Below are 23,871 nucleotides of genomic sequence, written 5' to 3'. Positions count from 1 at the left end.
GGGATTGCGGAGTTGTCCGGCTCAGCGTGGGTACAGCGGTGGCAGTGGGTTGCTTTCCTGGGTGGCGGTGGTGCTGCCGGCTTCGTTGTTGGGCAGGGTGCGGATGGCGCGCCAGAGGTCTTCGCCTTGCCAGTGCTGGCCGGTTTCGCTGTAGAGCGCGCCATTCAGGCCGTCGAGGGCGTCGGACAGGGGCACGAAGCGGGCGGCCATGGCGGCCAGGGTTTCCGGTTGTTGACGGGCCCAGGCGTCGAGGGCGTGGCGGGTGGCTTGCGAGTCGTTGGCCAGGCAGGCGCGTTTGAGGTCGTCGAGTAGGGTGCGTGGGCTGGGGCCGGTCTGGTTGGCGCGGGCGATGGCGGGTTGACGGCGGGCATGCCACCAGAGACCGAAGCCGAGCAAGGTGCTGACGCTCAAAATGGCGCTGCTCAGTTGCCAGGGCCACAGCGGCGGGCCTTGCACCCAGGTCTGGCTCGGCGCTTCGCTGGGCAGCGGCTCAGCCTCCAGGCCGGGGGCGGGCGCCACTTCGAGGCGGCGTGCCGGCAGGCTGGTGCGCTCCAGGCGGTCATCGGTGGTATTCCACCAGACGATTTCCACCGCTGGCAGTTCGAGTTGGCCGCTGCGATTGGGCACCAGGGCCTCGCGTTCCTCACGGCTGCCGATCATCCCGCGATCACTGACCTGATTGGCCAGTTGCGGTTGATCCGGGTAGCGCCGCAGCCCTTTGACCTCGGTCGCGGGCAAGGGCGCGAGCTGTGCGCTGGACAGCCCCTCGGCCTTGAGCAGCAGGCTGCGGGTCAGCGAATCGCCGACTTTGACGCTGTCCGGTTGCGGGCTCCAGGCTTCCACCAGGCTCAGCGCGCGGGCCGGTAGCCAGGGGGCGTCGCTGGGGTAGTCGGCAGGTTTGGCTTTGACCGTCAGCGGAATCTGCGCTGACTTGACCCGTGCAACTTTGCCGGGACGTGGGCCGAATGGTTGGTAGGCATTGTTGCTGGAGCGGTCGACCAAGGTGGCGCTGAACGCCTGGGCGGGAATGGTCAGCTCGCCGCTGCGTTGCGGGAAGATCGCGTAGCGCAGCTCGATCACGCCATGGCGGATGCCATTGATGTCTTTTTCGTAGGTACGCGGTTCGCCCAGTTGTTCGATGCGTGCTTCGGGCATTTCCAGTGGGCTCAGGCTGCTGTCGTCATACAGCGAGACCGAGTGGTAGATGCGCAGGGTCAGCACGCTTTGTGCCTGTACGTAGACGCTGGGCTGATCGAGGCTGGCGTCGATGAACACCGGTGCCAGTTTGCTGTTGGTGCGGTCGCCGCCGGCTTCCAGTACGTAGAGGCTGATAGGCGGGGTTTGCAGGTCGCCGAGGCGCAGTGGCGGCACTATCACATAGCCGCTCTGTTTCGGTTGCAGGGTGACGATCCAGCGGGTGATGGCGCGGGACTCGCCATTGAGCGTGGTTAGGCGATTGACCTGGCGGGTGCCGAGTACTTCGAACAGGGTGTCGAGCGGGCTGAGGTCGGGTTTGCCGAATTGAGTGGCGTCGTCGGATTCGAGGGTCAGTTCGAAGGTTTCGCTGGCATTCAGGCGGGCGCGGTCGATGCTCGCGGTGAAGCTTTGCGCGCTGGCCTGGAATGCCAGCAGGCTGAGGAGAAGGGTGCAGAGCAGGCGGGTCATCGAGTTCGTTCCTGACGCTGTTGCTGTTCGTACCAGAATTTACGCCGCAGCAGCTCGCCCGGCTCATCGGGGATTTGTCGCAGCCATTGTTCCAGGGCCTGGCGCCGCTCGCCATCGAGGGCCGTTGCGGCGCTGGCGATCTGTTCCTCGCCCTGCAGGTCTGCGTCCGGTTCGCTGGGCGTCGGCCTGTCGCTGTCGCCGGGCGTGGGTTGGCTGGGCGCTTGCTCGCGGTCTTCCGGGCCGGGTTGGCCGGCGGCGGGCGGCGGCTTGGCGGCATCAGGCTGCGCTGGCCCGGCCTGTGGTTGTGGCGGCGGGGCGGGGGTGCTGTCCGCTTGTTCTGACGAGTTTTGCTGCTGGTTTTGCTCTTGTTGGTTTTGCTCCAGCAGTTGTTCGATCAGGGTTTTGTTGTTCTGCGCCGGAAGCAGATCCGGTTGCAATTCCAGGGCTTGGTTGTAGGCCTCCAGGGCGGCCTCCAGTTCATTGCTGCGGGCCAGGGCGTTGCCGCGGTTGTAGTGGGCGACGGCGTTGTCGCCGCGGGCGAAGCGTTCGGCTGCGGCCGGGTAATCGCCCGCCTGGTAGAGCGCCAGGCCCTGCCACTGCGGATCGTCGAAGCGTGCGGCGGCTTCGCCTGGGCGTTGCGCTTCGAGCAGGCGCTGGCCTTGTTGGTCGGCGCGCCACCAGAGGTCGGCAAAACTGAAGGCGTAGCTGGTCTGCGGCACGCCGAACAGCAGCAGCGGCAGGCAGAACAACCAGCCACGGCGGCCGGCACAGGCGGCCAACAGCAACAGTGGCAGGAGCAGCCAGTAGCCTTGATCGGCCCAGACCTGCAGGCGCGTCTGTTCGCCGTCGCCGCGCAGTTGCTGGGGCAGGGCGAGCAGACCGAGGTCGCGCAGGTCGCGGTCATCCAGGCTGGCCTGGCGATAACGCCCACCGATCTGCCGGACGAAGCGGGCGAGGCCGATGTTGTCGAGGCGGGGGATGAGGATCGCGCCCTGGGCATCTTTGAGCAACGCCCCGTTTTCCTGAACGATAGGCGCGCCCTCGGCGCTGCCGATGCCGAGCATATGCAGGCGCGCGCCGCGGTTGCCGAGTGCCTGGCGGATGCCGAGGCGCTCCTGCTGATCCAGACCGCTGCCGATCAGGAGGATCCGGCCCTGGCCTTGACCGCCCTGTTCCAGCAGTTGCAGGGCCTTGTTCAGCGCCAGGTCGGCACGCCGGCCGGGCTCGGGCATGATCGAGGGCTTGAGCGATTCGAGCAGGTTGCGGCTGGTGGCCAGGTCGTCGGATAGCGGCACCAGGGTGTGCGCGCTGCCGGCGAACAGGACGATGGCGGTCTGCGCATCGCGGCGTGCCTGGAGCAGGTCGAGCAGCTTGCGTTTGGCCTGTTGCAGACGGTTGGGCGGGGTGTCGCTGGCAAGCATCTGCGGGGTCAGCTCGAGCATGATCACCAGCGGGTCGGCGGGCTTCAGGTTGCTTTGCTCCAGGCGTTGCCAGCTTGGCCCGAGCAGCGCCAGCAAGGCCAGTAGCCAGGCCAGGCCGAGGGCGATCCAGGGCAGGCGGCTGCTGCGGCCTCGGCCGCCGCTGAGCAACGCCGCATGAAACGCCGGGGGCAGCAGCAGTTGCCAGCGTCCGGCGCGTTTTTCCCGGTGCCAGAGTTGCCAGAGCAGACCCGCCAGCAGCGGTACCAGCAGTAGCCAGTAAGGGCGTAACCAGTGGGGCCATACGCCCGCGAACCAGTGTTCGATCATGGCTGTCTCCGCCAGGGCCGTTGTGCCAATAAGCGCAGCCGTTGCCGCAGTGGCGTCCAGAGTTCGCGGCCCACCAGCAGCATGCTCAGCAGCAGCGCTGCGCTCAGTGGCCAGGCATACAGCGCCTGCGCCGGACGCGCCAGGGTCGGTTGCTGCGTCACCGGCTCGAGGCGGTCGAGCTGCTGCTCGATGGCCCGCAATTCCTGGCTGTCGCGGGCGCGGAAATATTCGCCGCCGGTCAAGTCGGCGATTGCGCGCAGGCTCGGTTCGTCCAGATCCAACCCCGGATTGAGGCCGAACAGGCCGGCGATCCCGCCTCGTTGCGGATCCGCGCCTATGCCGATCGGATAGATCTTAATCCCTTCCTCGGCGGCCAGGCGTGCTGCGATCATCGGTTCGATCTCCCCCCCAGTATTGGCGCCATCGGTCACCAGCACCAGCACGCGGCTATCCGCCGGGCGTTGGCGCAGACGCTTGACCGACAGGCCGATGGCATCGCCGATGGCGGTGTTTTTGCCGGCGATGCCGATCACCGCTTCGTCGAGCCAGGTGCGCACGGTGCGCCGGTCGAAGGTCAGCGGCGCCTGCAGATAGGCCTGGCTGCCGAACAGGATCAGGCCGACGCGGTCGCCCTGGCGGCCTTCGATGAAGTCGCCCAGCAGGTGTTTGACCAGGGTCAGGCGGTCGACTTCCTCATCTTGCCAGCGCATGTCGGCGTAAGCCATGGAGCCGGACACATCCACCGCGAGCAGCAGGTCGCGGCCGCTGGCGGGAATCGGCAGCGGTTCGCCGACCCATTCCGGGCGGGCGGCGGCGCCGAGCAGGAGCAACCAGAGCAGGGCGAAGGGCACCTGCTGGCGCCAGGCCGGCAGGTTGGCCCGCGCCCGGCGCCCGGCCAGGCCTTCCAGTTCGCCGAGAAAACTGACTTTCAGGGCCGCCTCGCCGCTGTCTGCCGCGGGCAACAGCAGGCGCAGTACCCAGGGCAGCGGCGCGAGCAGGATGAGCCAGGGCCAGGCGAACTCAAACATGCTTGCGAATCCAGATGGCGACTGCCTGGTTGAGTCCTTCGATGGCCTTGTCGTCGAGGGTGCAGTGCGGGCGGTAGGCGCCTTCGACCAGGATCATCCAGCGGGTCAGACCGGCCGCCGGGCAGCGATTGTCGAGAAACGCCAGCCAGCCGCGACTGCTCAGGGTGTGGCTGTGACTGTGCGGGTAGTGCTGGCGGCACAGGCGCTTGAGCAGGCCGTTGAGCTGTTGCAGCCAGGGGCCGGCGGGGGCGCCGTCGTAGGGTTTGACCAGTTGCCCGAGCTCTGCCAGGGCGGCCGCCCGCAGAGGGTCGAGGGCATGCTCGCTGACCCTCGCTGTGCGCGTGCGGCGTAGGCGTTGCAGCAGGCGCCTCAGGCCCCAGAGCAGCAGCGGCACGAGCAAGGCCAGCAGCCACCAGCCAGGCGCGGGCGGCCACCAGCCGATCGGCGCCGGGGCGATCAAGGGCTCGAGCTGATCCAGCGGGTTCATAGGCGTTTACCGGGGCGTTGCGCGTTGAGGTGGTCGCGCAGTTGCTCGATCATCTCACGCTGGGTGTTCAGTGCCAGCAAGGGCACGCCGAGCTTCTGCGCCAGGCGTTGCCAGCGCGCCTGCCGCGCCTCGCCCTGGGCGTGGTAGGCCTGGCGCAGGCCGGCGTCATGGGTGTCGAGTTCCAGTTGTGCGCCGCGCTCGGCGAAGCGCAGCAAACCGGCGGCCGGCAGGGCATGGTCGAGCGGGTCGCTGATCGGCAGCAACAGCAGGTCGGTGTGCCGCGCCAGCAGGTTCAACTGTTGTTCGCTGCTGTCGCCGAGGGTGCGTTCGTCGCAGATGATCACCGCCAGGCTGCCGGGGCGCAGCACTTCGCGGGCGCGACGCAGGGCCAGGCCGAAGCTGTCACGGCCGGCTTGGCCGTCGCCGGACAGCGCCTGGTTGGCGCGGGCCAGGCGATTGAGCAACTGCAGCAGGCTCTGTTTGCTGCGCCGCGGCTTGATCTCGTGCTGCTCCTGAGCGCCGAACACCAGGCCGCCGATGCGGTCGTTGTGGCCGAGGGCGGCCCAGCCGATCAGGCTGGCGGCCTGGGCGGCGAGCACCGATTTGAACATCAGCCCGGAGCCGAAAAACAGCCGCTGGCTCTGTTCCACGAGGATATAGATCGGCCGTTCGCGTTCTTCATGGAACAGCTTGGTGTGCGGCTCCTGGGTGCGCGCGGTGACCCGCCAATCGATGGTGCGCACGTCGTCGCCGGCCTGGTAGACCCGCACCTGGTCGAAGTCCACGCCGCGCCCGCGCAGCTTGGAGTGGTGCAGGCCGATCAACGGGCTGCGTTGCGCCGGGGTGGAGAACAGCTGCACTTCGCGCACGCGGTGACGCATCTCGATCAGCTCGGCGAGATTGACCCGGATTCCGGGTTGGGTGGGCTGGTTGTGCATGCGCTTTAGTGGCTAGCCCGGAGGCAATCCGGGGGCGTTGTGCGGCGCTTCCCGAATTGCCTCCGGGTTACATGGGCGCTGGACATCAGGCGACTGCCACCACATCGAGGATGCGTTGTACCACGCGATCCTGGTCGATGCCGGCCGCTTCGGCCTCGAACGACAGGATGATGCGGTGGCGCAGCACGTCGAACAGCACCGCCTGGATGTCTTCCGGGCTGACGAAGTCGCGGCCGGCCAGCCAGGCATGGGCGCGGGCGCAACGATCCAGGGCGATCGAACCGCGCGGGCTGGCGCCGTAGGCGATCCACTCGGCCAGCTCCGGGTCGAACTTGGCCGGCGTGCGCGAGGCCATCACCAGTTGCACCAGGTATTCCTCCACGGCATCGGCCATGTACAGGCCGAGGATTTCCTTGCGCGCGGCGAAGATCGCCTGCTGGCTGACCCGGTGCTCGGGTTTGGTTTCGCCGTGCAGCGCTTCGCCGCGGGCCTGGGCGAGAATCTTGCGCTCGACGTTGGCATCCGGGAAGCCGACGGTCACGTGCATCAGGAAACGGTCGAGCTGGGCTTCGGGCAGCGGGTAGGTGCCTTCCTGCTCGATCGGGTTCTGCGTGGCCATGACCAGGAACAACGGCGACAGCACGTAGGTGCTGCGGCCGACGCTGACCTGACGTTCGGCCATGGCTTCGAGCAGCGCCGACTGTACCTTGGCCGGCGCGCGGTTGATTTCGTCGGCCAGTACCAGGTTGTGGAAAATCGGCCCCTGCTGGAACACGAAACTGCCGGTCTCGGGGCGGTAGATTTCGGTGCCGGTGATGTCGGCAGGCAACAGATCCGGGGTGAACTGGATGCGATGGAATTCGGCTTCGATGCCTTCGGCCAGCTCCTTGATCGCCTTGGTCTTGGCCAGCCCGGGCGCGCCTTCGACCAGCATGTGGCCATCGGCGAGCAAGGCGATCAGCAGCCTTTCGATGAGTTTTTCCTGGCCGAGAATCTGGGTGGAAAGAAAGGTTCGCAGCGCGAGCAGCGCTTCACGGTGTTCCATCGTTGGCTATTCCTGGCGGGATTGGCGCGTCGGGACCTACGGTCGCCACAGCAGGGTGACACTTTAATGCATAAGGGGAAGGGCCTGCTATGCGCGATAGCGCAGGTTGATCTGGATAACGAGGCCGAGCCCCACAGCTGCTCGAAAAGCGACAGCATCGCGCCGGGGCGGCCCTCCTACAAAGGGCCGCCAGCGATCACCTGTAGGAGGCCCGACCCGGGGCGATGGCAGACAATGATCTGCTCGGAAAGCGACAGCCTCGTGTCTGGCACATGCTTGTGGCGGGGTTTTGTCTGGTCGGGTATCAGGGGTGAAAGAAAATGTCGCAGCGCGGCAAGCGCGGCAAGGGGTTCCCTCGTTAAGCTCATGCGGCAAATGTGACCAGCGAGTCGTTACCGTCGCCAGAACAAGGGCACGCATTTTAAATGCAAATATTGTTCCTTGGGCTAACGTTGTTGCGTCAGTCAAGACTCGCGACTGCCCCTGTCGAATCACAAGCCAATTGGAGCTCAACCATGGCGTTCTTTACGGCGGCCAGCAAAGCCGACTTCCAGCATCAACTGCAAGCGGCCCTGGCGCAGCACGTCAGTGAACAAGCATTGCCACAAGTCGCGCTGTTCGCCGAGCAATTCTTCGGCATTATCGCGCTTGACGAACTGACCCAGCGCCGGCTTTCCGACCTGGTCGGCTGCACCCTGTCATCCTGGCGCCTGTTGCAGCGCTTCGATCATGGCAAGACTGAAATTCGCGCCTTCAATCCCGATTACGAGAAGCACGGCTGGCAGTCGACCCATAGCGCCGTGGAAATCCTGCGCAGCGATATCCCCTTCCTGGTCGACTCGGCACGTATGGAGCTGAATCGCCGCGGTTACAGCATCCACACCCTGCAGAACAGCGTGTTCAGCGTACGCCGCAACAAGCAGGGCGAGCTGCTGGAGATTCTGCCCAAGGGGACTCAGGGTGAGGGCGTGTTGCAGGAAGCGCTGATGTTCCTCGAGATCGACCGTTGTGCCAGCGCCGGCGAACTGCGAACCCTGGAAAAAGCCCTGCATGAAGTCTTTGCCGAGGTGCGCCTGAGCGTCGTCGATTTTCAACCGATGAAGGCCAAGGCTCAGGAGCTGCTGGCTTGGCTGGGCAGCGCAAAACTCAATGTCGAGGCCGCCGAAGTCGAGGAAATCAAGGTTTTCCTGAGCTGGTTGCTGGATGACCATTTCACCTTCCTCGGCTACGAAGAATTCAGCGTGGTCGATGCGCCGGATGGCGGCACCATCGTCTACGACGAGCAGTCTTTGCTTGGCCTGTCCAAGCGCTTGCGCAGCGGCCTCAAGAGCGAGGATCTGAACATCGAGGCGGAAGCGCTCGGCTACCTGCGCGAGCCGCTGCTGTTGTCCTTCGCCAAGGCTGCGGTGCCGAGCCGCGTGCACCGTCCGGCCTATCCTGATCTGGTGTCGATACGCGAGCTGGACAGCGAAGGCCGGGTGATCAAGGAATGCCGCTTCATGGGTCTGTACACCTCGGCGGTGTACGCCGAGAGCGTATGGAACATCCCCTACATCCGCCGCAAGGTGGCGGTGATCGAGCAACGTGCCGGTTTCGACAGCAAGGCGCACCTGGGCAAGGAACTGGCCCAGGTATTGGAAGTGCTGCCGCGTGACGACCTGTTCCAGACCCCGGTCGACGACCTGTGCGATACCGCCATGGCTATCGTGCAGATCCAGGAACGCAACAAGATTCGCGTGTTCCTGCGCCGCGACCCGTACGGGCGTTTCTGCTACTGCCTGGTCTATGTGCCGCGCGACGTCTATTCCACCGAGACACGGATGAAAATCCAGCAGGTGCTGATGGAGCGTCTGCAAGCCACCGATTGCGAGTTCTGGACCTTCTTCTCCGAGTCGGTGCTGGCGCGGGTGCAGTTCATCCTGCGCGTCGACCCGAAGAACAAGGTGCAGATCGACCCGGTGCGCCTGGAGAAGGAGGTCATTCAGGCCTGCCGTTCGTGGAAGGACGATTACGTCAGCCTGATGGTGGAAAGCTTCGGCGAAGCCCAGGGCACCAATGTGCTGGCGGACTTCCCCAGTGGTTTCCCGGCCGGTTACCGCGAGCGTTTCGCCCCGCATTCGGCGGTGGTGGACATGCAGCACCTGCTCAGCCTGAGCAGCGAGCGGCCGCTGGTGATGAGCTTCTACCAGCCTTTGGCCCAGGCCGGTCAGCAGTTGCATTGCAAGCTGTACCACGCCGACACGCCGTTGCCGCTGTCGGATGTGCTGCCGATTCTGGAGAACCTCGGCCTGCGCGTGCTCGGCGAGTTTCCTTACCGCCTGCACCAGCAGAATGGCCGCGAGTTCTGGATCCACGATTTCGCCTTCACCTACGCCGAAGGCCTGGACGTCGACATCCAGCAGCTCAACGACACCCTGCAGGATGCCTTCGTCCACATCGTCGGCGGCAACGCCGAGAACGATGCCTTCAACCGCCTGGTGCTGACGGCGGCCATGCCCTGGCGTGACGTGGCGTTGCTGCGCGCCTATGCGCGTTACTTGAAGCAGATTCGCCTGGGCTTCGGCCTCGGCTATATCGCCAGCACCCTGGTCAACCACGCCAACATCGCCAAGGAATTGGTGCGGCTGTTCAGAACCCGCTTCTACCTGGCGCGCAAACTCGGCGCCGAAGACCTGGAGAGCAAGCAGCACAAGCTGGAGCAGGCCATCCTGGCTGCGCTGGACAATGTGGCGGTGCTCAACGAAGACCGCATCCTGCGGCGCTACCTGGATCTGATCAAGGCCACCCTGCGCACCAACTTCTACCAGACCGATGCCGCGGGGCAGAGCAAGTCCTACTTCAGCTTCAAGCTCAACCCACGGGCGATTCCGGACATTCCCAAGCCGACGCCCAAGTTCGAGATATTCGTCTACTCGCCGCGTGTCGAAGGCGTGCACCTGCGCTTCGGCGATGTCGCCCGCGGCGGCCTGCGTTGGTCGGATCGCGAAGAAGACTTCCGCACCGAAGTGCTTGGCCTGGTCAAGGCGCAGCAGGTGAAGAACGCCGTCATCGTGCCGATGGGCGCCAAGGGCGGCTTCCTGCCGCGACGCATGCCGGTGGGCGGCTCGCGTGACGAGATCATGGCCGAGGGCATCGCCTGCTACCGGATCTTCATCAGCGGCCTGCTCGACATCACCGACAACCTCAAGGAAGGTGCGGTGGTGCCGCCGGCCAACGTGGTGCGCCACGATCAGGACGATCCCTATCTGGTGGTTGCCGCCGACAAGGGCACCGCGACCTTCTCCGATATCGCCAACGGTATCGCCGCCGACTATGGCTTCTGGCTGGGCGATGCCTTCGCCTCCGGCGGTTCGGCCGGTTATGACCACAAAGGCATGGGCATTACCGCCAAGGGCGCCTGGGTCTCGGTGCAACGTCACTTCCGCGAGCGCGGCATCAATGTGCAGCAGGACAGCACCACGGTGATCGGTATCGGCGACATGGCCGGCGACGTGTTCGGCAACGGTCTGCTGCTGTCGGACAAGCTGCAGCTGGTCGCGGCCTTCAACCACCTGCACATCTTCATCGACCCCAACCCGGATGCGGCCACGAGCTTCGTCGAGCGCCGACGTCTGTTCGATCTGCCGCGCTCGAGCTGGGCCGATTACGACACCTCGCTGATTTCGGCGGGGGGCGGGATCTTCCTGCGCAGCGCCAAGAGCATTGCCATCAGCCCGCAGATGCAAGAGCGTTTCGATATCAGCGCCGACAAACTGGCGCCGACCGAACTGCTCAATGCGCTGCTCAAGGCGCCGGTGGATCTGATCTGGAACGGCGGCATCGGTACTTACGTCAAATCGAGCAAGGAAAGCCATGCCGATGTCGGCGACAAGGCCAACGATGCGTTGCGCGTCGACGGTCGCGAGCTGCGGGCGAAAGTCATGGGCGAGGGCGGCAACCTCGGCATGACCCAGCTGGGTCGCGTCGAGTACGGCCTCAATGGCGGGGCGAGCTTCACCGATTTCATCGATAACGCCGCCGGGGTGGACTGCTCCGACCATGAGGTGAACATCAAGATCCTGCTCAACGAGATCGTCGCCGCCGGCGACATGACCGGCAAGCAGCGCAACAAGTTGCTGGTCGAGATGACCGATGCGGTGGGCGGTCTGGTGTTGGCCAACAACTACAAGCAGACCCAGGCGCTGTCGCTGGCCGAACGCCGTGCGCGCGAGCGTCTGGGCGAGTACAAACGGGTCATGGCTGGGCTGGAGGCGGCGGGCAAGCTGGATCGCGGCCTGGAGTTCCTGCCGTCCGACGACGAGCTCAACGAGCGCGCCGCCAAAGGCCAGGGCCTGACTCGTCCGGAGCTGGCGGTGTTGATCTCCTACAGCAAGATCGATCTGAAAGAGTCGCTGCTCAAATCCCAGGTGCCGGACGATGAGTACCTGGCGCGCGAGATGGAAACCGCCTTCCCGCCGCTGCTGGCGCAGAAGTTCGGCGAGCAGATGCGCCGCCATCGCCTCAAGCGCGAGATTGTCAGCACGCAGATCGCCAACGACCTGGTCAACCACATGGGCATCACCTTCGTGCAACGCTTGAAGGAGTCCACCGGCATGAGTTCGGCCAACGTCGCCGGGGCCTATGTCATCGTGCGCGATGTGTTCCGCCTGCCGCATTGGTGGAAGCAGATCGAGGCACTGGACTACCAGGTGCCGGCCGAGCTGCAACTGCAAATGATGGATGAGCTGATGCGTCTGGGGCGTCGCGCCACCCGTTGGTTCCTGCGTAGCCGCCGCAATGAGCTGGATGCGGCGCGCGATGTCGCGCATTTCGCCCCGCGCATCGAAGCACTGGCCATGAGCCTCGACGAGTTGCTCGAAGGCCCGGCGCGCGAACAGTGGCTGGCGCGTTTCCAGGCCTATGTCGAGGCCGGTGTGCCAGAGGTGCTGGCGCGTATGGTGGCCGGTACCAGTCATCTGTACACCCTGTTGCCGATCATCGAGGCCTCGGATGTCACCGCCCAAGAGCCGGCCCGGGTTGCGGCGTCCTACTTCACTGTCGGTGGGTCGCTGGAGCTGTCCTGGTACCTGCAGCAGATCACCGGTCTGACCGTGGAAAGCAACTGGCAAGCCCTGGCGCGGGAGTCCTTCCGTGACGATCTGGACTGGCAGCAGCGGGCGATCACCGTGTCGGTGCTACAGATGGTCGAGGGGCCGGTGGAGATCGAAGAGCGGGTGGTGGTCTGGTTGGAACAGCATCGTCGACTGGTCGACCGCTGGAAAACCATGCTCGGCGAGTTGCGTGCGGCAACCGGCAGCGATTACGCCATGTATGCGGTCGCCAACCGCGAGTTGATGGATCTGGCACAAAGCGCCCAGCGTGGGGTCTGCGTGCCCTGAGTCGCGCCTGAGCCGAATCCGAGCCCCGCCTAGTGCGGGGCTTTTTGCTAGGAGGCTTGCGGCAGTGGCTGTCGCTGTTCGGGTTGGGCTTTCGCTCATCATTCGCCCCGGAATCGGGGGGCGTTGGCGCCTGACCGCAGCGACCCCATCACATGGGCGGAGCCCCGCACGGAGCCGTGCAGCTATGTCTGCTGCTGTGGGCACTCGCGTTGCGGCAGCTTGAAATGCTGCAGATTGTCGGGCAGCCAGCGGTAGTAGAAATAGAATTCAAAGAGCGCGGGGTGGCGGCAGGAACAGAGGGTGAGGGCCGTGGTGTGTGCATTGGGCCTGAAGTTCAAATAGCCAATCGCCCAGAAAGGCTCGAAGATGGCGCGTTCTTCTGCCTGTAGCTGAATAACCTTGCCCCGCACGAGGTCGGCGGCATGTAGGCACACTTGTGAGAGGCAGACGGGCTTCATCCTTGAGTCTCCTGGGTTGGATCCAGGCGCTGGAGCAGCGCCTGCATGTCGATCAGACGGTGCCGGCCAAAGCGACGAGTAGGCACAATCCCCTCGTTGCACCAGCGAATCAGCATCTTCTCTTGTTCCTGCAACCCCGCCAGTTCGGCGAATCGTTGTTGGGTCAGGTAGCGGGGGCAGCCAGCGAACAGGTCGGGGGTCAGTTCTTCCACTTTCATGCGGCTTCCTGCACCATTACGACCTCCTCGACCAGCCTGTTCCTGCGGGCGGTCTTTTTTGTTTTGGGCTAAATTACTAGCTGTTAGTAATTTAGTGGTGTGCGAGTTGTCCGTCAAGGCTGGATCAACGATGACGAAGAAGCGTTTTCTGTTTACTGCTGGCGAGCGACTCCGAGGCTTGCGTGAGCTGATGGGGTTGAGTCGACCAGCTTTCGCAGAAATCGTCGGAATAAAACCCAAGCGCTTGGAGAACATAGAGAACGGCTGGCAGAAGATGCACGACGAAGACTTCGAGAAGGTCTGCAGTGTGTTCGAAGAGTTCAGTCGCTGGATTGCCTATGAAGGGCCGGTCGACCGACAGCCGCTGGAGCTCAAGGTGGCGGACTCCGCGCAGAAGGCGGCGGTTTATCTGGTCAAATGCAATCCCGAGTTGCTCAAGAGCAGCGGCATTTCCCTGGAGGAGTGGTGCAGTCGCCACCAGGCAGTGCTGGATGAGTTGCAGGACAGTGACGACGCCGCGAGCTAAGCCGGCCGCAATAGCGTTGGGGCAAACGCTAATCAGGTGGTCTTTCGCGTTTGCCTCGGTTGATTACGCCGCGCTTCGCGCTGCCAGCCCCTGCAGGTGGCGCACCACATCCGGCGCACCGGCCAGGCGCAGGCCTTCACCCAGGGCGCTGGCTTCGGCAGAGTGTTTGGGCAGCAGGAGAAATTCCGGCGCGCCGGCAGTGCGCAGCAGTGACAGGCGGGCATAGGGCAGGCCGTTATCCAGCAGCAGGCTCATGAACGCAGGGTCGCTCCAGGCCGCGCCGGGCATGGCGAGGACGTGATAGCGCTGTTGCAGTTGCGTCAGACCGCTGTTGCTCAAGCGGTAGCTGGACAGCTCGGCGGGCAGGGCGATCTCCAGCTCGCGGCGGCGCGCATAGGCGACGGCGCAGGCGAAGGCTTCGCTATGTTGCTCGCCGGCCCAGAACACCCGATCGCCATGCCAGCTGGCTTGACGCAGGCTGATGCATTCGCCGGCGAGGAAGCGGGGCAAGGCCTGGCTGATGGCTCTGACGAAGTCTTTGTAGCTGATGATGCGTATTCGCTGGCAGGCTGCGCTGGCGGCGTAATCCTCGAAGCTGGTGAAGGGGGTCTGCTCGGGGTCGCAGTTGCTCAGCCCGTCGATCAGGCGCAGGTCGAACGACTCCAGACGTTGCTGTTGCAGTTCGACGACGTGGATCAGGATGGCGCGGGCCTGGGCCTTGTCTTCCTGCACCGGCCCGGAGAGGGCGCCGCGCGGCAGCTCGACCAGGCGTTGCAGTGGCGGGCCTTCCAGCCAGCAGATGCTGTCACGGGTCGCGGGCAGGGCGTGGAAGGGCAACTGCAGGCGGCTGGCGCGCTCCAGTATCAGGCGCGACGCACGGCCACTGGGGCCCAGGCGCTGGATCAGGGCAGCAAGGCATGAACTGAGGGGGGAGGGGTGATCGAACAGACTCATGACCGGATACGAACTCCAGAGACACTGGCGCAAGTGTGGCAGAGCCGCAGGGCGGTTGCACAGGCTTTGCCGGTCAAATTGACGGGGTCAGCACAGGGCTTGGCTGTTGCTTGTGGCAAGATTGCCGTATTTATTAGCAAAGGTGCCTCTATGGCCAGTCTGCTACTGGATCTTGCGTTATCAACCGAGCGCATGCGCGCGGTTTATCAGGGGCGGGCCAACCGGATTCTGGTACAGAGCCGTGACGGCAGACGGGTCAGCGTGCCGGCCCATCATTTTCGGCCGTTTTTGACTCACGCAGGCCTCTACGGTTCCTTTGCGCTGGAGTTTAGCGCGGCGGGCCAACTAATCAGCCTGCGCCGCCTGGATTGATGCGCTTCCAGCCTGCCAGCGGCCTGATCGATTAATCCGTTTACCCATGGACTCAAGCCTGTCCGGAGCCTTGTAGGAGGCGCGCCCCGCGGCGAATGCAGCCCGCAGGGCTGCCAGGTTGTGGGGTCGCGCTGCAGGACAACGACTTCGCCCCGAGGTCGGGCCTCCCACAGATAAGACTAAACCGGCGAATTTGAGCTAATCAACTAGCCGTACAGGCCGCTATGCCCTGGCGCACGCTCGCGGCAGGCGTCTGCCAGGGCGCTTGCTCGACCTTCGCTCGCTAGCTGTTCCCCCGGCCTGTATAATCGCCGCCTTTCCGACTTCGCCATTATCGAGCTAAGCCTGCCCATGTATACCCTGGCCCGCCAGCTACTGTTCAAACTCTCCCCGGAAACTTCCCACGAGCTGACCATCGATCTGCTTGGTGCCGGCGGACGTTTAGGTCTCAATGGCCTGCTGTGCAAGGCGCCGACGAGTTTGCCGGTCAAGGTGATGGGGCTGGAGTTCCCTAATCCGGTCGGTCTGGCCGCCGGCCTGGACAAGAATGGCGACGCCATCGACGGTATCGCTCAGTTGGGTTTCGGCTTCGTCGAGATTGGCACCGTGACTCCGCGTGCGCAGCCGGGCAATCCCAAACCGCGGCTGTTTCGTTTGCCGGAAGCCGAGGCAATCATCAACCGCATGGGCTTCAACAACCTCGGCGTCGACCATTTGTTGGGCAGGGTGCAGGCGGCCAAGTACAAGGGCGTGCTGGGCATCAATATCGGCAAGAACTTCGATACCCCGGTCGAGCGCGCGGTGGACGATTACCTGCTGTGCCTGGACAAGGTCTATGCCCACGCCAGTTACGTGACGGTCAACGTCAGCTCGCCGAATACCCCGGGCTTGCGCAGCCTGCAGTTCGGCGACTCGCTCAAGCAGCTGCTCGAAGCCTTGCGCCTGCGCCAGGAAGACCTGACTCGACAGCACGGCAAACGCGTGCCGCTGGCCATCAAGATCGCCCCGGACATGAGCGACGAGGAAACCGTCGAGGTGGCCAAGGCGCTGCTGGAGGCCGGCATGGATGCGGTGATTGCCACCAATACCACCCTCGGCCGCGAAGGCGTCCAGGGCCTGGAGTTCGGCGACGAGGCCGGCGGTTTGTCGGGGGCGCCGGTGCGCGACAAGAGTACCCATATCGTCAAGGTGTTGGCTGCGGAACTGGCCGGGCGTTTGCCGATCATCGCGGTAGGCGGCATCACCGAAGGCAAGCACGCCGGCGAGAAAATCGCCGCCGGGGCGAGCCTGGTGCAGATTTATTCCGGGTTTATTTACAAGGGACCTGAATTGATCCGCGAGGCGGTGGATGCGATTGCCGGGTTGCCGCGCAAGGCTTGAGCGGCATTGGCTGTTGCCGGGTATGGTTAGCGCGTTGGGTCTCGCAGGCAATAAAAAGGGCTCCCTGAAGGAGCCCCTGGGCTCTCGCCCGCCGCCCGGATGGGGCGTGCATGTGAAGTCGGTAGTTGCCTCGGGTTAGTGAGTAGCCTGTTAGCCGACAGCGTGGAGTTCGTTGAGTCGATGGATACCGGCGGTGCCGGTCAGTCCGTCCCAGTTGTCACCGCGACCTTCGCGCCAGCCGTTTAACCAGGCTTGACGCACGGAAGGAAGAGTAAAAGGACACATTTCGCGGGATTTGCCATGGATGCCGTATTGGTAGCCGCGCAAAAAAGCTTTTTCTAACGGATCGCGCTTAAGTCTTCTCATAGGGTGCTGCCCTCAATGTTGACTGTTATGTCCCTTAGACCTCGACGACCTCGTCGCGAGGTCAGGCAGAAAGAGTTCTGCCAGAGGAGAAGTCCGCTGCCGGCGTGGCGGTTCTGCCTCGTGCCTCCGTCGTTGCAACGCAGGCCTAGGGAGATTTCTATCGAATGCTTGGATGCCTGGGAATGATCGTTTTGTCATAAGGAAGTAACACTTTTACCGATCAGGCCATAAGGCAAGGCGGTAAAGATTGGCTTTCTTCTGGCCGCCACCGATGGTACGGGCGTTTGCAGCGTGCGTACTGGTGTTTTGCCACTGCGAATTAATCGCGGTGGCACGCTCTGTCTATTCCGATGAAGGGTCGCCTTGCGGCGTTTTGTCACTTATTTTGGCCGTGTTGACTCGTTCGCCTGCCGTTTACTGCCTTAGGCACTGGATATTCCCATGTCGGATCGTTACGAACTCTTTCTCACCTGTCCCAAAGGCCTGGAGGGCTTGCTGCTTGAAGAAGCCGGTAACCTGGGGCTCGAGGAGGCGCGCGAGCATACGTCTGCCATTCGGGGGGTGGCCGAGCTGGAGACGGCTTATCGCCTGTGCCTGTGGTCGCGCCTGGCCAACCGGGTGTTGCTGGTGCTCAAGCGCTTTCCCATTCAGGATGCCGAAAGCCTGTACGAAGGCGTGCTGGAGGTCGACTGGTTCGAGCACCTGGAGCCCAACGGCAGTCTGGCCGTGGAGTTCAGCGGCAATGGCTCGGGGATCGACAACACCCACTTCGGTGCGTTGAAGGTTAAGGATGCCATCGTCGACAAGTTGCGCCAGAAGGACGGTACGCGGCCGTCGATTGACAAGCTCAATCCGGACATGCGCGTGCACCTGCGCCTGGATCGCGGTGAGGCGATTCTCTCCCTCGACCTGTCCGGGCATAGCCTGCACCAGCGCGGTTATCGCCTGCAGCAGGGCGCCGCGCCGCTGAAGGAAAACCTTGCCGCTGCGGTGTTGCTGCGTGCCGGCTGGCCGCGCATCGCCGCCGAGGGCGGGGCGCTGACCGATCCGATGTGCGGGGTCGGCACCTTTCTGGTGGAAGCGGCCATGATCGCCGCCGACATCGCGCCGAACCTCAAGCGCGAGCTGTGGGGCTTCAGCCATTGGCTGGGCCATGTGCCGGCCTTGTGGAAAAAGCTGCACGCCGAAGCCGAGCAGCGTGCGGTTGCAGGGCTGGCCAAGCCGCCGTTGTGGATTCGCGGTTATGAGGCCGATCCGCGGCTGATTCAGCCGGCGCGCAACAATATCGAGCGCGCCGGGCTGAGCGACTGGATCAAGGTCTACCAGGGTGAGTTGGCGACCTTCGAACCGCGCCCGGATCAGCACCAGAAGGGCCTGGTGATCTGTAACCCGCCCTATGGCGAGCGGCTGGGCGATGAAGCCAGCCTGCTGTACCTCTATCAGAACCTCGGCGAGCGTCTGCGCCAGGCGTGCATGGGCTGGGAGGCCGCGGTGTTCACCGGGGCGCCGGATCTGGGCAAGCGCATGGGCATTCGCAGCCACAAACAGTACGCCTTCTGGAACGGCGCCTTGCCGTGCAAGTTGCTGCTGATCAAGGTGCAGCCGGAGCAGTTCGTCACCGGCGAGCGGCGCACCCCGGAGCAACGCGAGCGTGAGCGCGAGCAGGTCGAAGCCGACAAGGCCGTGCTGGAGCCGCTAGAGCGCCAGTACAACAAGAACGGCAACCCGCTTAAACCGGCGCCGGCGCCGGTTGTCGAGCAGGCGCGCCTGAGCGAAGGCGGGCAGATGTTCGCCAACCGCCTGCAGAAGAACCTCAAGCAGCTGGGCAAGTGGGCCAGGCGCGAGGGTGTCGAGTGCTACCGCGTCTACGATGCCGACATGCCCGAGTACGCCCTGGCCATCGATCTGTACCACGATTGGGTGCATGTGCAGGAATACGCGGCGCCCAAGTCGATTGATCCGGAGAAGGCCCAGGCCCGTCTGTTCGACGCCTTGGCGGCGATTCCCCAGGCGTTGAACGTCGACAAGAGCCGGGTGGTGATCAAGCGCCGCGAGCGCCAGAGCGGCACCAAGCAGTACCAGCGCCAGGGCAGCCAGGGTCAGTTCATGGAGGTCAGCGAAGGCGGGGTCAAGCTGCTGGTCAACCTCACCGACTATCTCGATACCGGGCTGTTCCTCGACCATCGACCGCTACGCCTGCGTATCCAGCGCGAGGCGGCCGGCAAGCGCTTCCTCAATCTGTATTGCTACACCGCCACGGCGAGCGTGCATGCGGCCAAGGGCGGGGCGCGCAGCAGCACCAGCGTCGACCTGTCGAAGACCTACCTGGACTGGGCGCGGCGCAATCTGTCGCTCAATGGCTTCTCCGATAAGCACAAGCTGGAGCAGGCCGATGTAATGGTCTGGTTGGAGGAGGATCGCGGCGAATACGACCTGATCTTCATCGATCCGCCAACCTTCTCCAACTCCAAGCGCATGGACGGCGTGTTCGATATCCAGCGCGACCATGTGCAGTTGCTCGATCTGGCCATGGCCCGCCTGGCACCGGGCGGCGTGTTGTATTTCTCCAATAACTTCCGCAAGTTCCAGCTCGATGAGGGGCTGGCGGCACGTTACGGTCTGGAGGAAATCAGCGCCGCGACCCTGGATCCGGATTTTACCCGTAACCCGAAAATCCACCGCGCCTGGCGCTTGACGACGCAAGGCTGATCGACAGGGTTGGCCGTCATTCGTCCAGCGCTTGCAGCCACTCCTGGGGCACATCGCGTTTCAGGGCCAGCTGGCACTGTTGGCTTTCGGGATCGAAAACGATCACCGCTTGGCCCTTGTCGAGGGCGTGACGCACCCGTTGCACGCGGGTTTGCAGCGGCGTTTCATCGCCGTTGTCGGTGCCTTCGCGGGTGACGAAATCTTCGATCAGGCGGGTGAGGGTATCGGCTTCGAGCAGGGACGAGGGGATCAGCACGGTTTTTTCTCCAAAACACGGCGGCGATGCTAACGCGCCGTGGGCGTGCTGGCCATGTCCGCCGTTCATCCGGCGGGTTGTGTGTGCCATTGCGATCTCAAGCAGGGCGTAGGGCGGTTCGGGCGGCGTTCTGTTCGGCGCGCAGCGACAGTCTGCCGGATCGGCGTCCAGGCGTACTGCTGCGCGAGTGCGCCCTACGGGTTATGTGTCTGGTACGGCCTGCTCGAGTAGATAAAGCTCCAGGGTGCTGTAGAGCTGGGCGCTGTCCAGTGGTTTGCCGAGAAAGTCGTCCATGCCGACCTCGATGCCATGCTGGCGGTGTTCGTCGAGGGTGTGCGCAGTCAGGGCGATGATGGGCACCGCCGCGAGGTTTTGCTGGCGCTCCAGCAGGCGAATTTTTTCGGTCGCTTCGAAGCCGTCCATTATCGGCATTTCACAGTCCATCAGGATCAACTGTATCGCTGCGGGGTTGCGCTGGTATTCGTTGACTGCGGCCAGCCCATTGCTGACCAGGCGCACCTTGTAGTTACGTTTGTTGAGGAAGCCTTGCACCACCATCTGGTTGATCGGGTTGTCTTCGGCAACCAGGATGCACGGGACTGCAGCCCGATCGCTGGGGGCTTCACGCGGCAGGCCGGGCTCTTCGGCGTGGCGCTCCGCATGGAGTTCGGTCAGGGCGTCACGCAGGGCGCTGACCGTGAGTGGAAGCGCCAGGCTGAGCAGGCGCAGGTTGGTGCTGGGCGGCAGTGGCTGGCAGTGCTGCGCAGGGCAGAGCAGTAAGATGCGCTGGTCGGGTTGCAGGTAGGGCCGTAGCGAGTCCAGCCAGTGGCTGGCACTGCCGGGCCAGGGCGACATCAGCACCAGCAGCGGCGCGGCAGCAAAATCTTCCAGATAATTGTGCAGTTTGTCCGGGTTTTGACAGCACTCGGTGCGCATGCCCCAGCGTCTGAGCAGGCGGCTGAGGGCGTCCAGGCCGGGGCCGTCGAGCGAGCAGAGCAGGGCGGTGCGACCCTTGAACAGCAGGTGCACAGCGTCGGCCTCGCATGCTTGGTCGTTGAGGGGAATGTCGAAGGCAAAGCGCGTGCCTTGCCCGGGGGTGCTCTGTACGTCGATACGTCCGCCCATCATTTCTACCAATTCCTTGCTGATTGCCAGACCGAGACCGCTGCCGCCATAACGCCGGGTGGTGCTGGAGTCGCCCTGGGAGAAGGACTCGAATAGCCGAGCCCGATGCTGCGGGGTGATGCCGACGCCGCTGTCGCTGACCGAGAACAGCAGGTGCGCGTTGCCCTGGGAGTCGCTACGGCGGCAGACGTTGACGCCGACATGGCCTGCGTCGGTGAACTTCAGGGCGTTGCTCAGCAGGTTCATCAGCACCTGCTTGACCCGGGTCGGGTCGCCGCGCATGTGTCGCGGCACGCCCGCGTCCAGGCTGATGTAGAGGCGCAGTTGTTTGTCCTGCGCTTGCCCGATGAACAGGCTGAGGGTGTTGGAGATCAGTTCTTCGAGGTCGAAGTCGATATGTTCCAGGCTGAGCTTGCCGGATTCGATCCGCGCGTAATCGAGGATGTCGTTGATCACCGCCAGCAAGGAACTGCCGGAGCCGGAAATGGTATCGACATAGAACCGCTGGCTGCGATCCAGGGTGCTTTCGCGCAGCAGTTGCAGCATGCCCAGCACGCCATTGAGCGGGGTGCGGATCTCGTGGCTCATCATGGCCAGGAAGCGGCTCTTGGCCTGGTTTTCGATCTCCGCCTGCTCGGCGGCGCGGCGTGACTGGAAGCCTTCTTCCTTGAGGATGTTGATACGGTCGGCCAGGCCGATGGAGAGGGTAATCAGCTCGATGGTCACGCCGACCTTGACCACCGCGGCACCATACAGGTCGAACAATTCGACCCCCAGCGAACCCGCGGTGGCAATGATGAACGAAGCCAGCAAGATACCCCAGGCGAGGATGTAGTAGGAGCCGTAGCGCAAGCCCTGGCGCCAGATATAGGCGCCGCTGAGCAGCAACACCAGGGAGACCGCCAGCACGGTCAGGCTGGCGAGGATGTTCCAGGCCTGCAGGCCGATCAGCGGCAGTGATAACAGGCAGCCGAGCATGGCCAGCATGAACAGGCGCAAGCCCAGGTCGAGACGCGGGAAGTGCTGTTGGGTATGCAGGAAGTGGCGGCTGAACTGGCTGGCGCTCAGGCAGTGGAAGAACATCAGGATGTAGATGCTGACCGACTGCAGTTCGATGTAGTGCGGCAGCAGTTTGAACAGCATGCCGTCGAAGCTGATGCTGAACAGGCCGATGTTCAGGCTGTAGACCAGGTACCAGAAATAGGCCGGCTCGCGCAGCGTGATAAACAGGAACAGGTTGTAGCAGAACATCGCGAACAGCACGCCGTAGAAGGCGCCGTTGATGCTCATGAGGTTTTCCTGGGCGGCCGCGCTGGCATTGTAGGTGCTGAAGAACAGCGGCACGAACACCGTGCTGCTGGTCTCCACGCGCACCAGCAGGGTGTGGTCGCCCGGGGACAGGCTGACCGGAAACCAGAAGTTGCGCACCTGCACCGGGCGCTGGGAGAAGGCATAGCGGTCGCCGCTTTCCTGCGTGAGCCAGTGGCCGTCGCTACCGCTCAGGTAGATCTGGATATGATCGAGCAGCGGGTAATTGACTTCCAGGTAGCCGGCCAGATCCTGCGTCAGGCTGTTGCGCAGGCGCACCTTGAACCACCAGACCGAATTGTTCTTGCCTCGGTTGGCATGGTCGCCCTGAATCCGTGCGAAGTGCTCGTCGTCCAGGGCGCTGACCTGCTCGAGGCTCAGGCTGCCATCCGGGTCTTCCAGGTAGCCCATGGCGGGGCCGAGCGACAGGCGTAGCTCCTGTTTGTCCAGTTCGGCGGACGGCAACGCCCACGCCGGGCCGCAAAGCCAGAGCAACAACACAACCAGGCATATACGCGGCATCCGCGCCCCTTATTATCGTTAGCAGGCCGTTGAAAACCACGGCGCTCGGCTCTGCCGCGTGGCAGCCGATTTCGCCTGGCCTGGCCGTCGTGCGCTCCATGTTTCAACGGCCTGTCGGCGGGGGCGCGTGCAGCACGCCACGCCGGTCATCCCATGCCTGCCACTTTGCCCGGATGCGCGTTGCCCTTCAAGCGTCCTGGTCGCGCTGACCGAGCAGGCTGTCGACGGTCGGTACGCGCGTCTCGCTTTCCATCTGGGCATCGTGCTCGATCTGGTGACTGAAGCGTTCCAGGGAGCCCTCTGCCGGCAGGGCATCGCTGGCGAACACCGGCGGGCTGAGCAGGTAGGCGCCGAGCAGGCGGGTGAGGGCGGCCAGGCTGTCGATGTGGGTGCGTTCGTAGCCGTGGGTGGCGTCGCAGCCGAAAGCCAGCAGGGCGGTGCGGATGTCGTGGCCGGCGGTCACCGCCGATTGGGCATCGCTGTGGTAGTAGCGGAACAGGTCGCGGCGCACCGGAATCTCCTGTTCGCCGGCCAGGCGCAGCAGGTGCCGCGACAGGTGATAGTCGTAGGGGCCGCCGGAGTCCTGCATGGCGACGCTGACCGTGTGTTCGCTGGACTGCTGGCCGGGTGCGACCGGGGCGATGTCGATGCCGACGAACTCGCTGACGTCCCAGGGCAGGGCGGCGGCGGCGCCGGAGCCGACTTCCTCGGTGATGGTGAACAGCGGATGGCAGTCGATTTCCGGTTCCAGGCCGCTTTCCTTGATCGCCTTGAGCGCCGTGAGCAGGGCGGCGACACCGGCCTTGTCATCCAGGTGGCGGGCGCTGATATGGCCGCTCTCGGTGAACTCGGGGAGCGGGTCGAAGGCGACGAAATCGCCCACCGAGATGCCCAGCGACTCGCAGTCGGCGCGGGTGGTGCTGTACGCATCCAGGCGCAGTTCGACGTGATCCCAGCTGATCGGCAGCTGATCCACTTCGGTGTTGAAGGCATGCCCCGAGGCCATCAGCGGCAGTACGCTGCCGCGGATCACGCCGTGGTCGGTGAATACGCTGACCCGGCTGCCTTCGGCGAAGCGGCTCGACCAGCAGCCCACCGGTGCCAGGGCCAGACGGCCGCCGTCCTTCAGCTCGCGGACAATCGCGCCAATGGTGTCGAGGTGGGCCGACACGGCGCGATCCGGGCTGCTCTGCTTGCCTTTGAGGGTGCCGCGAATGGTGCCGCGCCGGGTCAGCTCGAAGGGGATGCCGATTTCTTCCAGACGCTCGGCGACGTAGCGCACGATGGTGTCGGTAAAGCCGGTTGGGCTGGGGATGGCGAGCATTTCCAGGAGGGTTTTTTGCAGATAGTCGAGATCCGGTTCGGGATGTTGCTGCATTTACGTCTCC

The 23,871-nt window shown here is 64.1% G+C and carries 18 protein-coding genes; 5 read left to right on the top strand and 13 right to left on the bottom strand.

Features of this window, described 5'->3' with window-relative positions; all coding sequences use genetic code 11:
• Nucleotides 1–21 precede the first annotated feature (21 nt).
• The 6 genes from P8H27_RS12890 to P8H27_RS12865 form a co-directional block, all read right to left on the bottom strand.
• Nucleotides 22–1,665: a BatD family protein gene (locus tag P8H27_RS12890; RefSeq protein ID WP_289637973.1), complete on the bottom strand. Its 1,644-nt coding sequence runs from the start codon at nt 1,663–1,665 to the stop codon at nt 22–24.
• Nucleotides 1,662–3,413: a VWA domain-containing protein gene (locus tag P8H27_RS12885; RefSeq protein ID WP_289637972.1), complete on the bottom strand. Its 1,752-nt coding sequence runs from the start codon at nt 3,411–3,413 to the stop codon at nt 1,662–1,664. Before P8H27_RS12885 ends, P8H27_RS12890 begins: the two co-directional genes overlap by 4 nt.
• Nucleotides 3,410–4,441 (bottom strand): VWA domain-containing protein, encoded by a 1,032-nt coding sequence (locus P8H27_RS12880; protein WP_289637971.1) that lies wholly within the window; start codon nt 4,439–4,441, stop codon nt 3,410–3,412. The genes P8H27_RS12885 and P8H27_RS12880 overlap by 4 nt, the downstream gene beginning before the upstream one ends.
• Nucleotides 4,434–4,928, bottom strand: a complete 495-nt coding sequence (locus P8H27_RS12875; RefSeq protein ID WP_289637970.1) for a DUF4381 domain-containing protein — start codon at nt 4,926–4,928, stop codon at nt 4,434–4,436. The genes P8H27_RS12880 and P8H27_RS12875 overlap by 8 nt, the downstream gene beginning before the upstream one ends.
• Entirely contained in the window at nt 4,925–5,866 is a 942-nt protein-coding gene (locus P8H27_RS12870; protein WP_289637969.1) for a DUF58 domain-containing protein, read from the bottom strand. Before P8H27_RS12870 ends, P8H27_RS12875 begins: the two co-directional genes overlap by 4 nt.
• Before the next feature lie 85 nt (nt 5,867–5,951).
• Nucleotides 5,952–6,911: a MoxR family ATPase gene (locus tag P8H27_RS12865; protein WP_289637968.1), complete on the bottom strand. Its 960-nt coding sequence runs from the start codon at nt 6,909–6,911 to the stop codon at nt 5,952–5,954.
• Between the two features lie 515 nt (nt 6,912–7,426).
• Here P8H27_RS12865 and P8H27_RS12860 point away from each other — a divergent pair.
• Nucleotides 7,427–12,289 carry an NAD-glutamate dehydrogenase gene (locus P8H27_RS12860; RefSeq protein WP_289637967.1) on the top strand — a complete coding sequence of 1,621 codons (4,863 nt, stop codon included), beginning with the start codon at nt 7,427–7,429 and terminating at the stop codon, nt 12,287–12,289.
• A gap of 182 nt (nt 12,290–12,471) precedes the next feature.
• Here P8H27_RS12860 and P8H27_RS12855 read toward each other — a convergent pair whose 3' ends face one another.
• Together P8H27_RS12855 and P8H27_RS12850 are read right to left on the bottom strand one after the other, a co-directional pair.
• The gene (locus tag P8H27_RS12855; protein ID WP_289637966.1) at nt 12,472–12,747 is read right to left on the bottom strand and encodes a hypothetical protein; all 276 of its coding nucleotides are present in this window, start codon (nt 12,745–12,747) and stop codon (nt 12,472–12,474) included.
• Nucleotides 12,744–12,965 carry a DNA-binding protein gene (locus tag P8H27_RS12850; RefSeq protein ID WP_289637965.1) on the bottom strand — a complete coding sequence of 74 codons (222 nt, stop codon included), beginning with the start codon at nt 12,963–12,965 and terminating at the stop codon, nt 12,744–12,746. The genes P8H27_RS12855 and P8H27_RS12850 overlap by 4 nt, the downstream gene beginning before the upstream one ends.
• A gap of 130 nt (nt 12,966–13,095) precedes the next feature.
• On the opposite strand from P8H27_RS12850, the gene P8H27_RS12845 reads away from it, so the two are divergent.
• Complete coding sequence (locus tag P8H27_RS12845) at nt 13,096–13,491, top strand: helix-turn-helix transcriptional regulator (RefSeq protein WP_289637964.1); 396 nt, start codon at nt 13,096–13,098, stop codon at nt 13,489–13,491.
• Between the two features lie 63 nt (nt 13,492–13,554).
• Here P8H27_RS12845 and P8H27_RS12840 read toward each other — a convergent pair whose 3' ends face one another.
• Entirely contained in the window at nt 13,555–14,445 is an 891-nt protein-coding gene (locus P8H27_RS12840; protein WP_289637963.1) for a DUF6685 family protein, read from the bottom strand.
• 150 nt (nt 14,446–14,595) lie between these two features.
• Between P8H27_RS12840 and P8H27_RS12835 the strand changes: the two genes are divergently transcribed.
• Both P8H27_RS12835 and P8H27_RS12830 read left to right on the top strand, forming a co-directional pair.
• Nucleotides 14,596–14,817 (top strand): DUF2835 family protein, encoded by a 222-nt coding sequence (locus P8H27_RS12835; protein ID WP_289638008.1) that lies wholly within the window; start codon nt 14,596–14,598, stop codon nt 14,815–14,817.
• Nucleotides 14,818–15,168: 351 nt separating this feature from the next.
• Nucleotides 15,169–16,197 (top strand): quinone-dependent dihydroorotate dehydrogenase, encoded by a 1,029-nt coding sequence (locus tag P8H27_RS12830; RefSeq protein WP_289637962.1) that lies wholly within the window; start codon nt 15,169–15,171, stop codon nt 16,195–16,197.
• 150 nt (nt 16,198–16,347) lie between these two features.
• Here P8H27_RS12830 and rmf read toward each other — a convergent pair whose 3' ends face one another.
• The gene (gene rmf, locus P8H27_RS12825) at nt 16,348–16,563 is read right to left on the bottom strand and encodes a ribosome modulation factor (protein WP_079201465.1); all 216 of its coding nucleotides are present in this window, start codon (nt 16,561–16,563) and stop codon (nt 16,348–16,350) included.
• A gap of 441 nt (nt 16,564–17,004) precedes the next feature.
• On the opposite strand from rmf, the gene rlmKL reads away from it, so the two are divergent.
• Nucleotides 17,005–19,272: a bifunctional 23S rRNA (guanine(2069)-N(7))-methyltransferase RlmK/23S rRNA (guanine(2445)-N(2))-methyltransferase RlmL gene (gene rlmKL, locus P8H27_RS12820; RefSeq protein WP_289637961.1), complete on the top strand. Its 2,268-nt coding sequence runs from the start codon at nt 17,005–17,007 to the stop codon at nt 19,270–19,272.
• A 16-nt stretch (nt 19,273–19,288) separates the two neighbouring features.
• Here the strand turns inward: rlmKL and P8H27_RS12815 are convergent, their stop codons facing one another.
• From P8H27_RS12815 to P8H27_RS12805, 3 genes are all read right to left on the bottom strand, one after another.
• Nucleotides 19,289–19,528: a YheU family protein gene (locus P8H27_RS12815; RefSeq protein WP_289637960.1), complete on the bottom strand. Its 240-nt coding sequence runs from the start codon at nt 19,526–19,528 to the stop codon at nt 19,289–19,291.
• Nucleotides 19,529–19,729: 201 nt separating this feature from the next.
• A complete protein-coding gene (locus P8H27_RS12810; protein ID WP_289637959.1) occupies nt 19,730–22,483 on the bottom strand; it encodes a hybrid sensor histidine kinase/response regulator in 2,754 nt (917 codons plus the stop codon).
• A gap of 187 nt (nt 22,484–22,670) precedes the next feature.
• Nucleotides 22,671–23,861, bottom strand: coding sequence for an osmoprotectant NAGGN system M42 family peptidase (locus tag P8H27_RS12805; protein WP_289637958.1), 1,191 nt, complete (start codon nt 23,859–23,861; stop codon nt 22,671–22,673).
• Nucleotides 23,862–23,871 lie beyond the last annotated feature (10 nt).

It is taken from the genome of Pseudomonas sp. sp1636 (assembly GCF_030376615.1).
Classification (GTDB): domain Bacteria; phylum Pseudomonadota; class Gammaproteobacteria; order Pseudomonadales; family Pseudomonadaceae; genus Aquipseudomonas.
This window is presented reverse-complemented; position numbering and strand designations above follow the sequence as displayed.

Excerpts from the sequence above, each read along its gene's own strand:
- P8H27_RS12890 (WP_289637973.1), bottom strand. The coding sequence starts at position 1,665 with ATGACCCGCCTGCTCTGCACCCTTCTCCTCAGCCTGCTGGCATTCCAG.
- P8H27_RS12885 (WP_289637972.1), bottom strand. The coding sequence starts at position 3,413 with ATGATCGAACACTGGTTCGCGGGCGTATGGCCCCACTGGTTACGCCCT.
- P8H27_RS12880 (WP_289637971.1), bottom strand. The coding sequence starts at position 4,441 with ATGTTTGAGTTCGCCTGGCCCTGGCTCATCCTGCTCGCGCCGCTGCCC.
- P8H27_RS12875 (WP_289637970.1), bottom strand. The coding sequence starts at position 4,928 with ATGAACCCGCTGGATCAGCTCGAGCCCTTGATCGCCCCGGCGCCGATC.
- P8H27_RS12870 (WP_289637969.1), bottom strand. The coding sequence starts at position 5,866 with ATGCACAACCAGCCCACCCAACCCGGAATCCGGGTCAATCTCGCCGAG.
- P8H27_RS12865 (WP_289637968.1), bottom strand. The coding sequence starts at position 6,911 with ATGGAACACCGTGAAGCGCTGCTCGCGCTGCGAACCTTTCTTTCCACC.
- P8H27_RS12860 (WP_289637967.1), top strand. The coding sequence starts at position 7,427 with ATGGCGTTCTTTACGGCGGCCAGCAAAGCCGACTTCCAGCATCAACTG.
- P8H27_RS12855 (WP_289637966.1), bottom strand. The coding sequence starts at position 12,747 with ATGAAGCCCGTCTGCCTCTCACAAGTGTGCCTACATGCCGCCGACCTC.
- P8H27_RS12850 (WP_289637965.1), bottom strand. The coding sequence starts at position 12,965 with ATGAAAGTGGAAGAACTGACCCCCGACCTGTTCGCTGGCTGCCCCCGC.
- P8H27_RS12845 (WP_289637964.1), top strand. The coding sequence starts at position 13,096 with ATGACGAAGAAGCGTTTTCTGTTTACTGCTGGCGAGCGACTCCGAGGC.
- P8H27_RS12840 (WP_289637963.1), bottom strand. The coding sequence starts at position 14,445 with ATGAGTCTGTTCGATCACCCCTCCCCCCTCAGTTCATGCCTTGCTGCC.
- P8H27_RS12835 (WP_289638008.1), top strand. The coding sequence starts at position 14,596 with ATGGCCAGTCTGCTACTGGATCTTGCGTTATCAACCGAGCGCATGCGC.
- P8H27_RS12830 (WP_289637962.1), top strand. The coding sequence starts at position 15,169 with ATGTATACCCTGGCCCGCCAGCTACTGTTCAAACTCTCCCCGGAAACT.
- rmf (WP_079201465.1), bottom strand. The coding sequence starts at position 16,563 with ATGAGAAGACTTAAGCGCGATCCGTTAGAAAAAGCTTTTTTGCGCGGC.
- rlmKL (WP_289637961.1), top strand. The coding sequence starts at position 17,005 with ATGTCGGATCGTTACGAACTCTTTCTCACCTGTCCCAAAGGCCTGGAG.
- P8H27_RS12810 (WP_289637959.1), bottom strand. The coding sequence starts at position 22,483 with ATGCCGCGTATATGCCTGGTTGTGTTGTTGCTCTGGCTTTGCGGCCCG.
- P8H27_RS12805 (WP_289637958.1), bottom strand. The coding sequence starts at position 23,861 with ATGCAGCAACATCCCGAACCGGATCTCGACTATCTGCAAAAAACCCTC.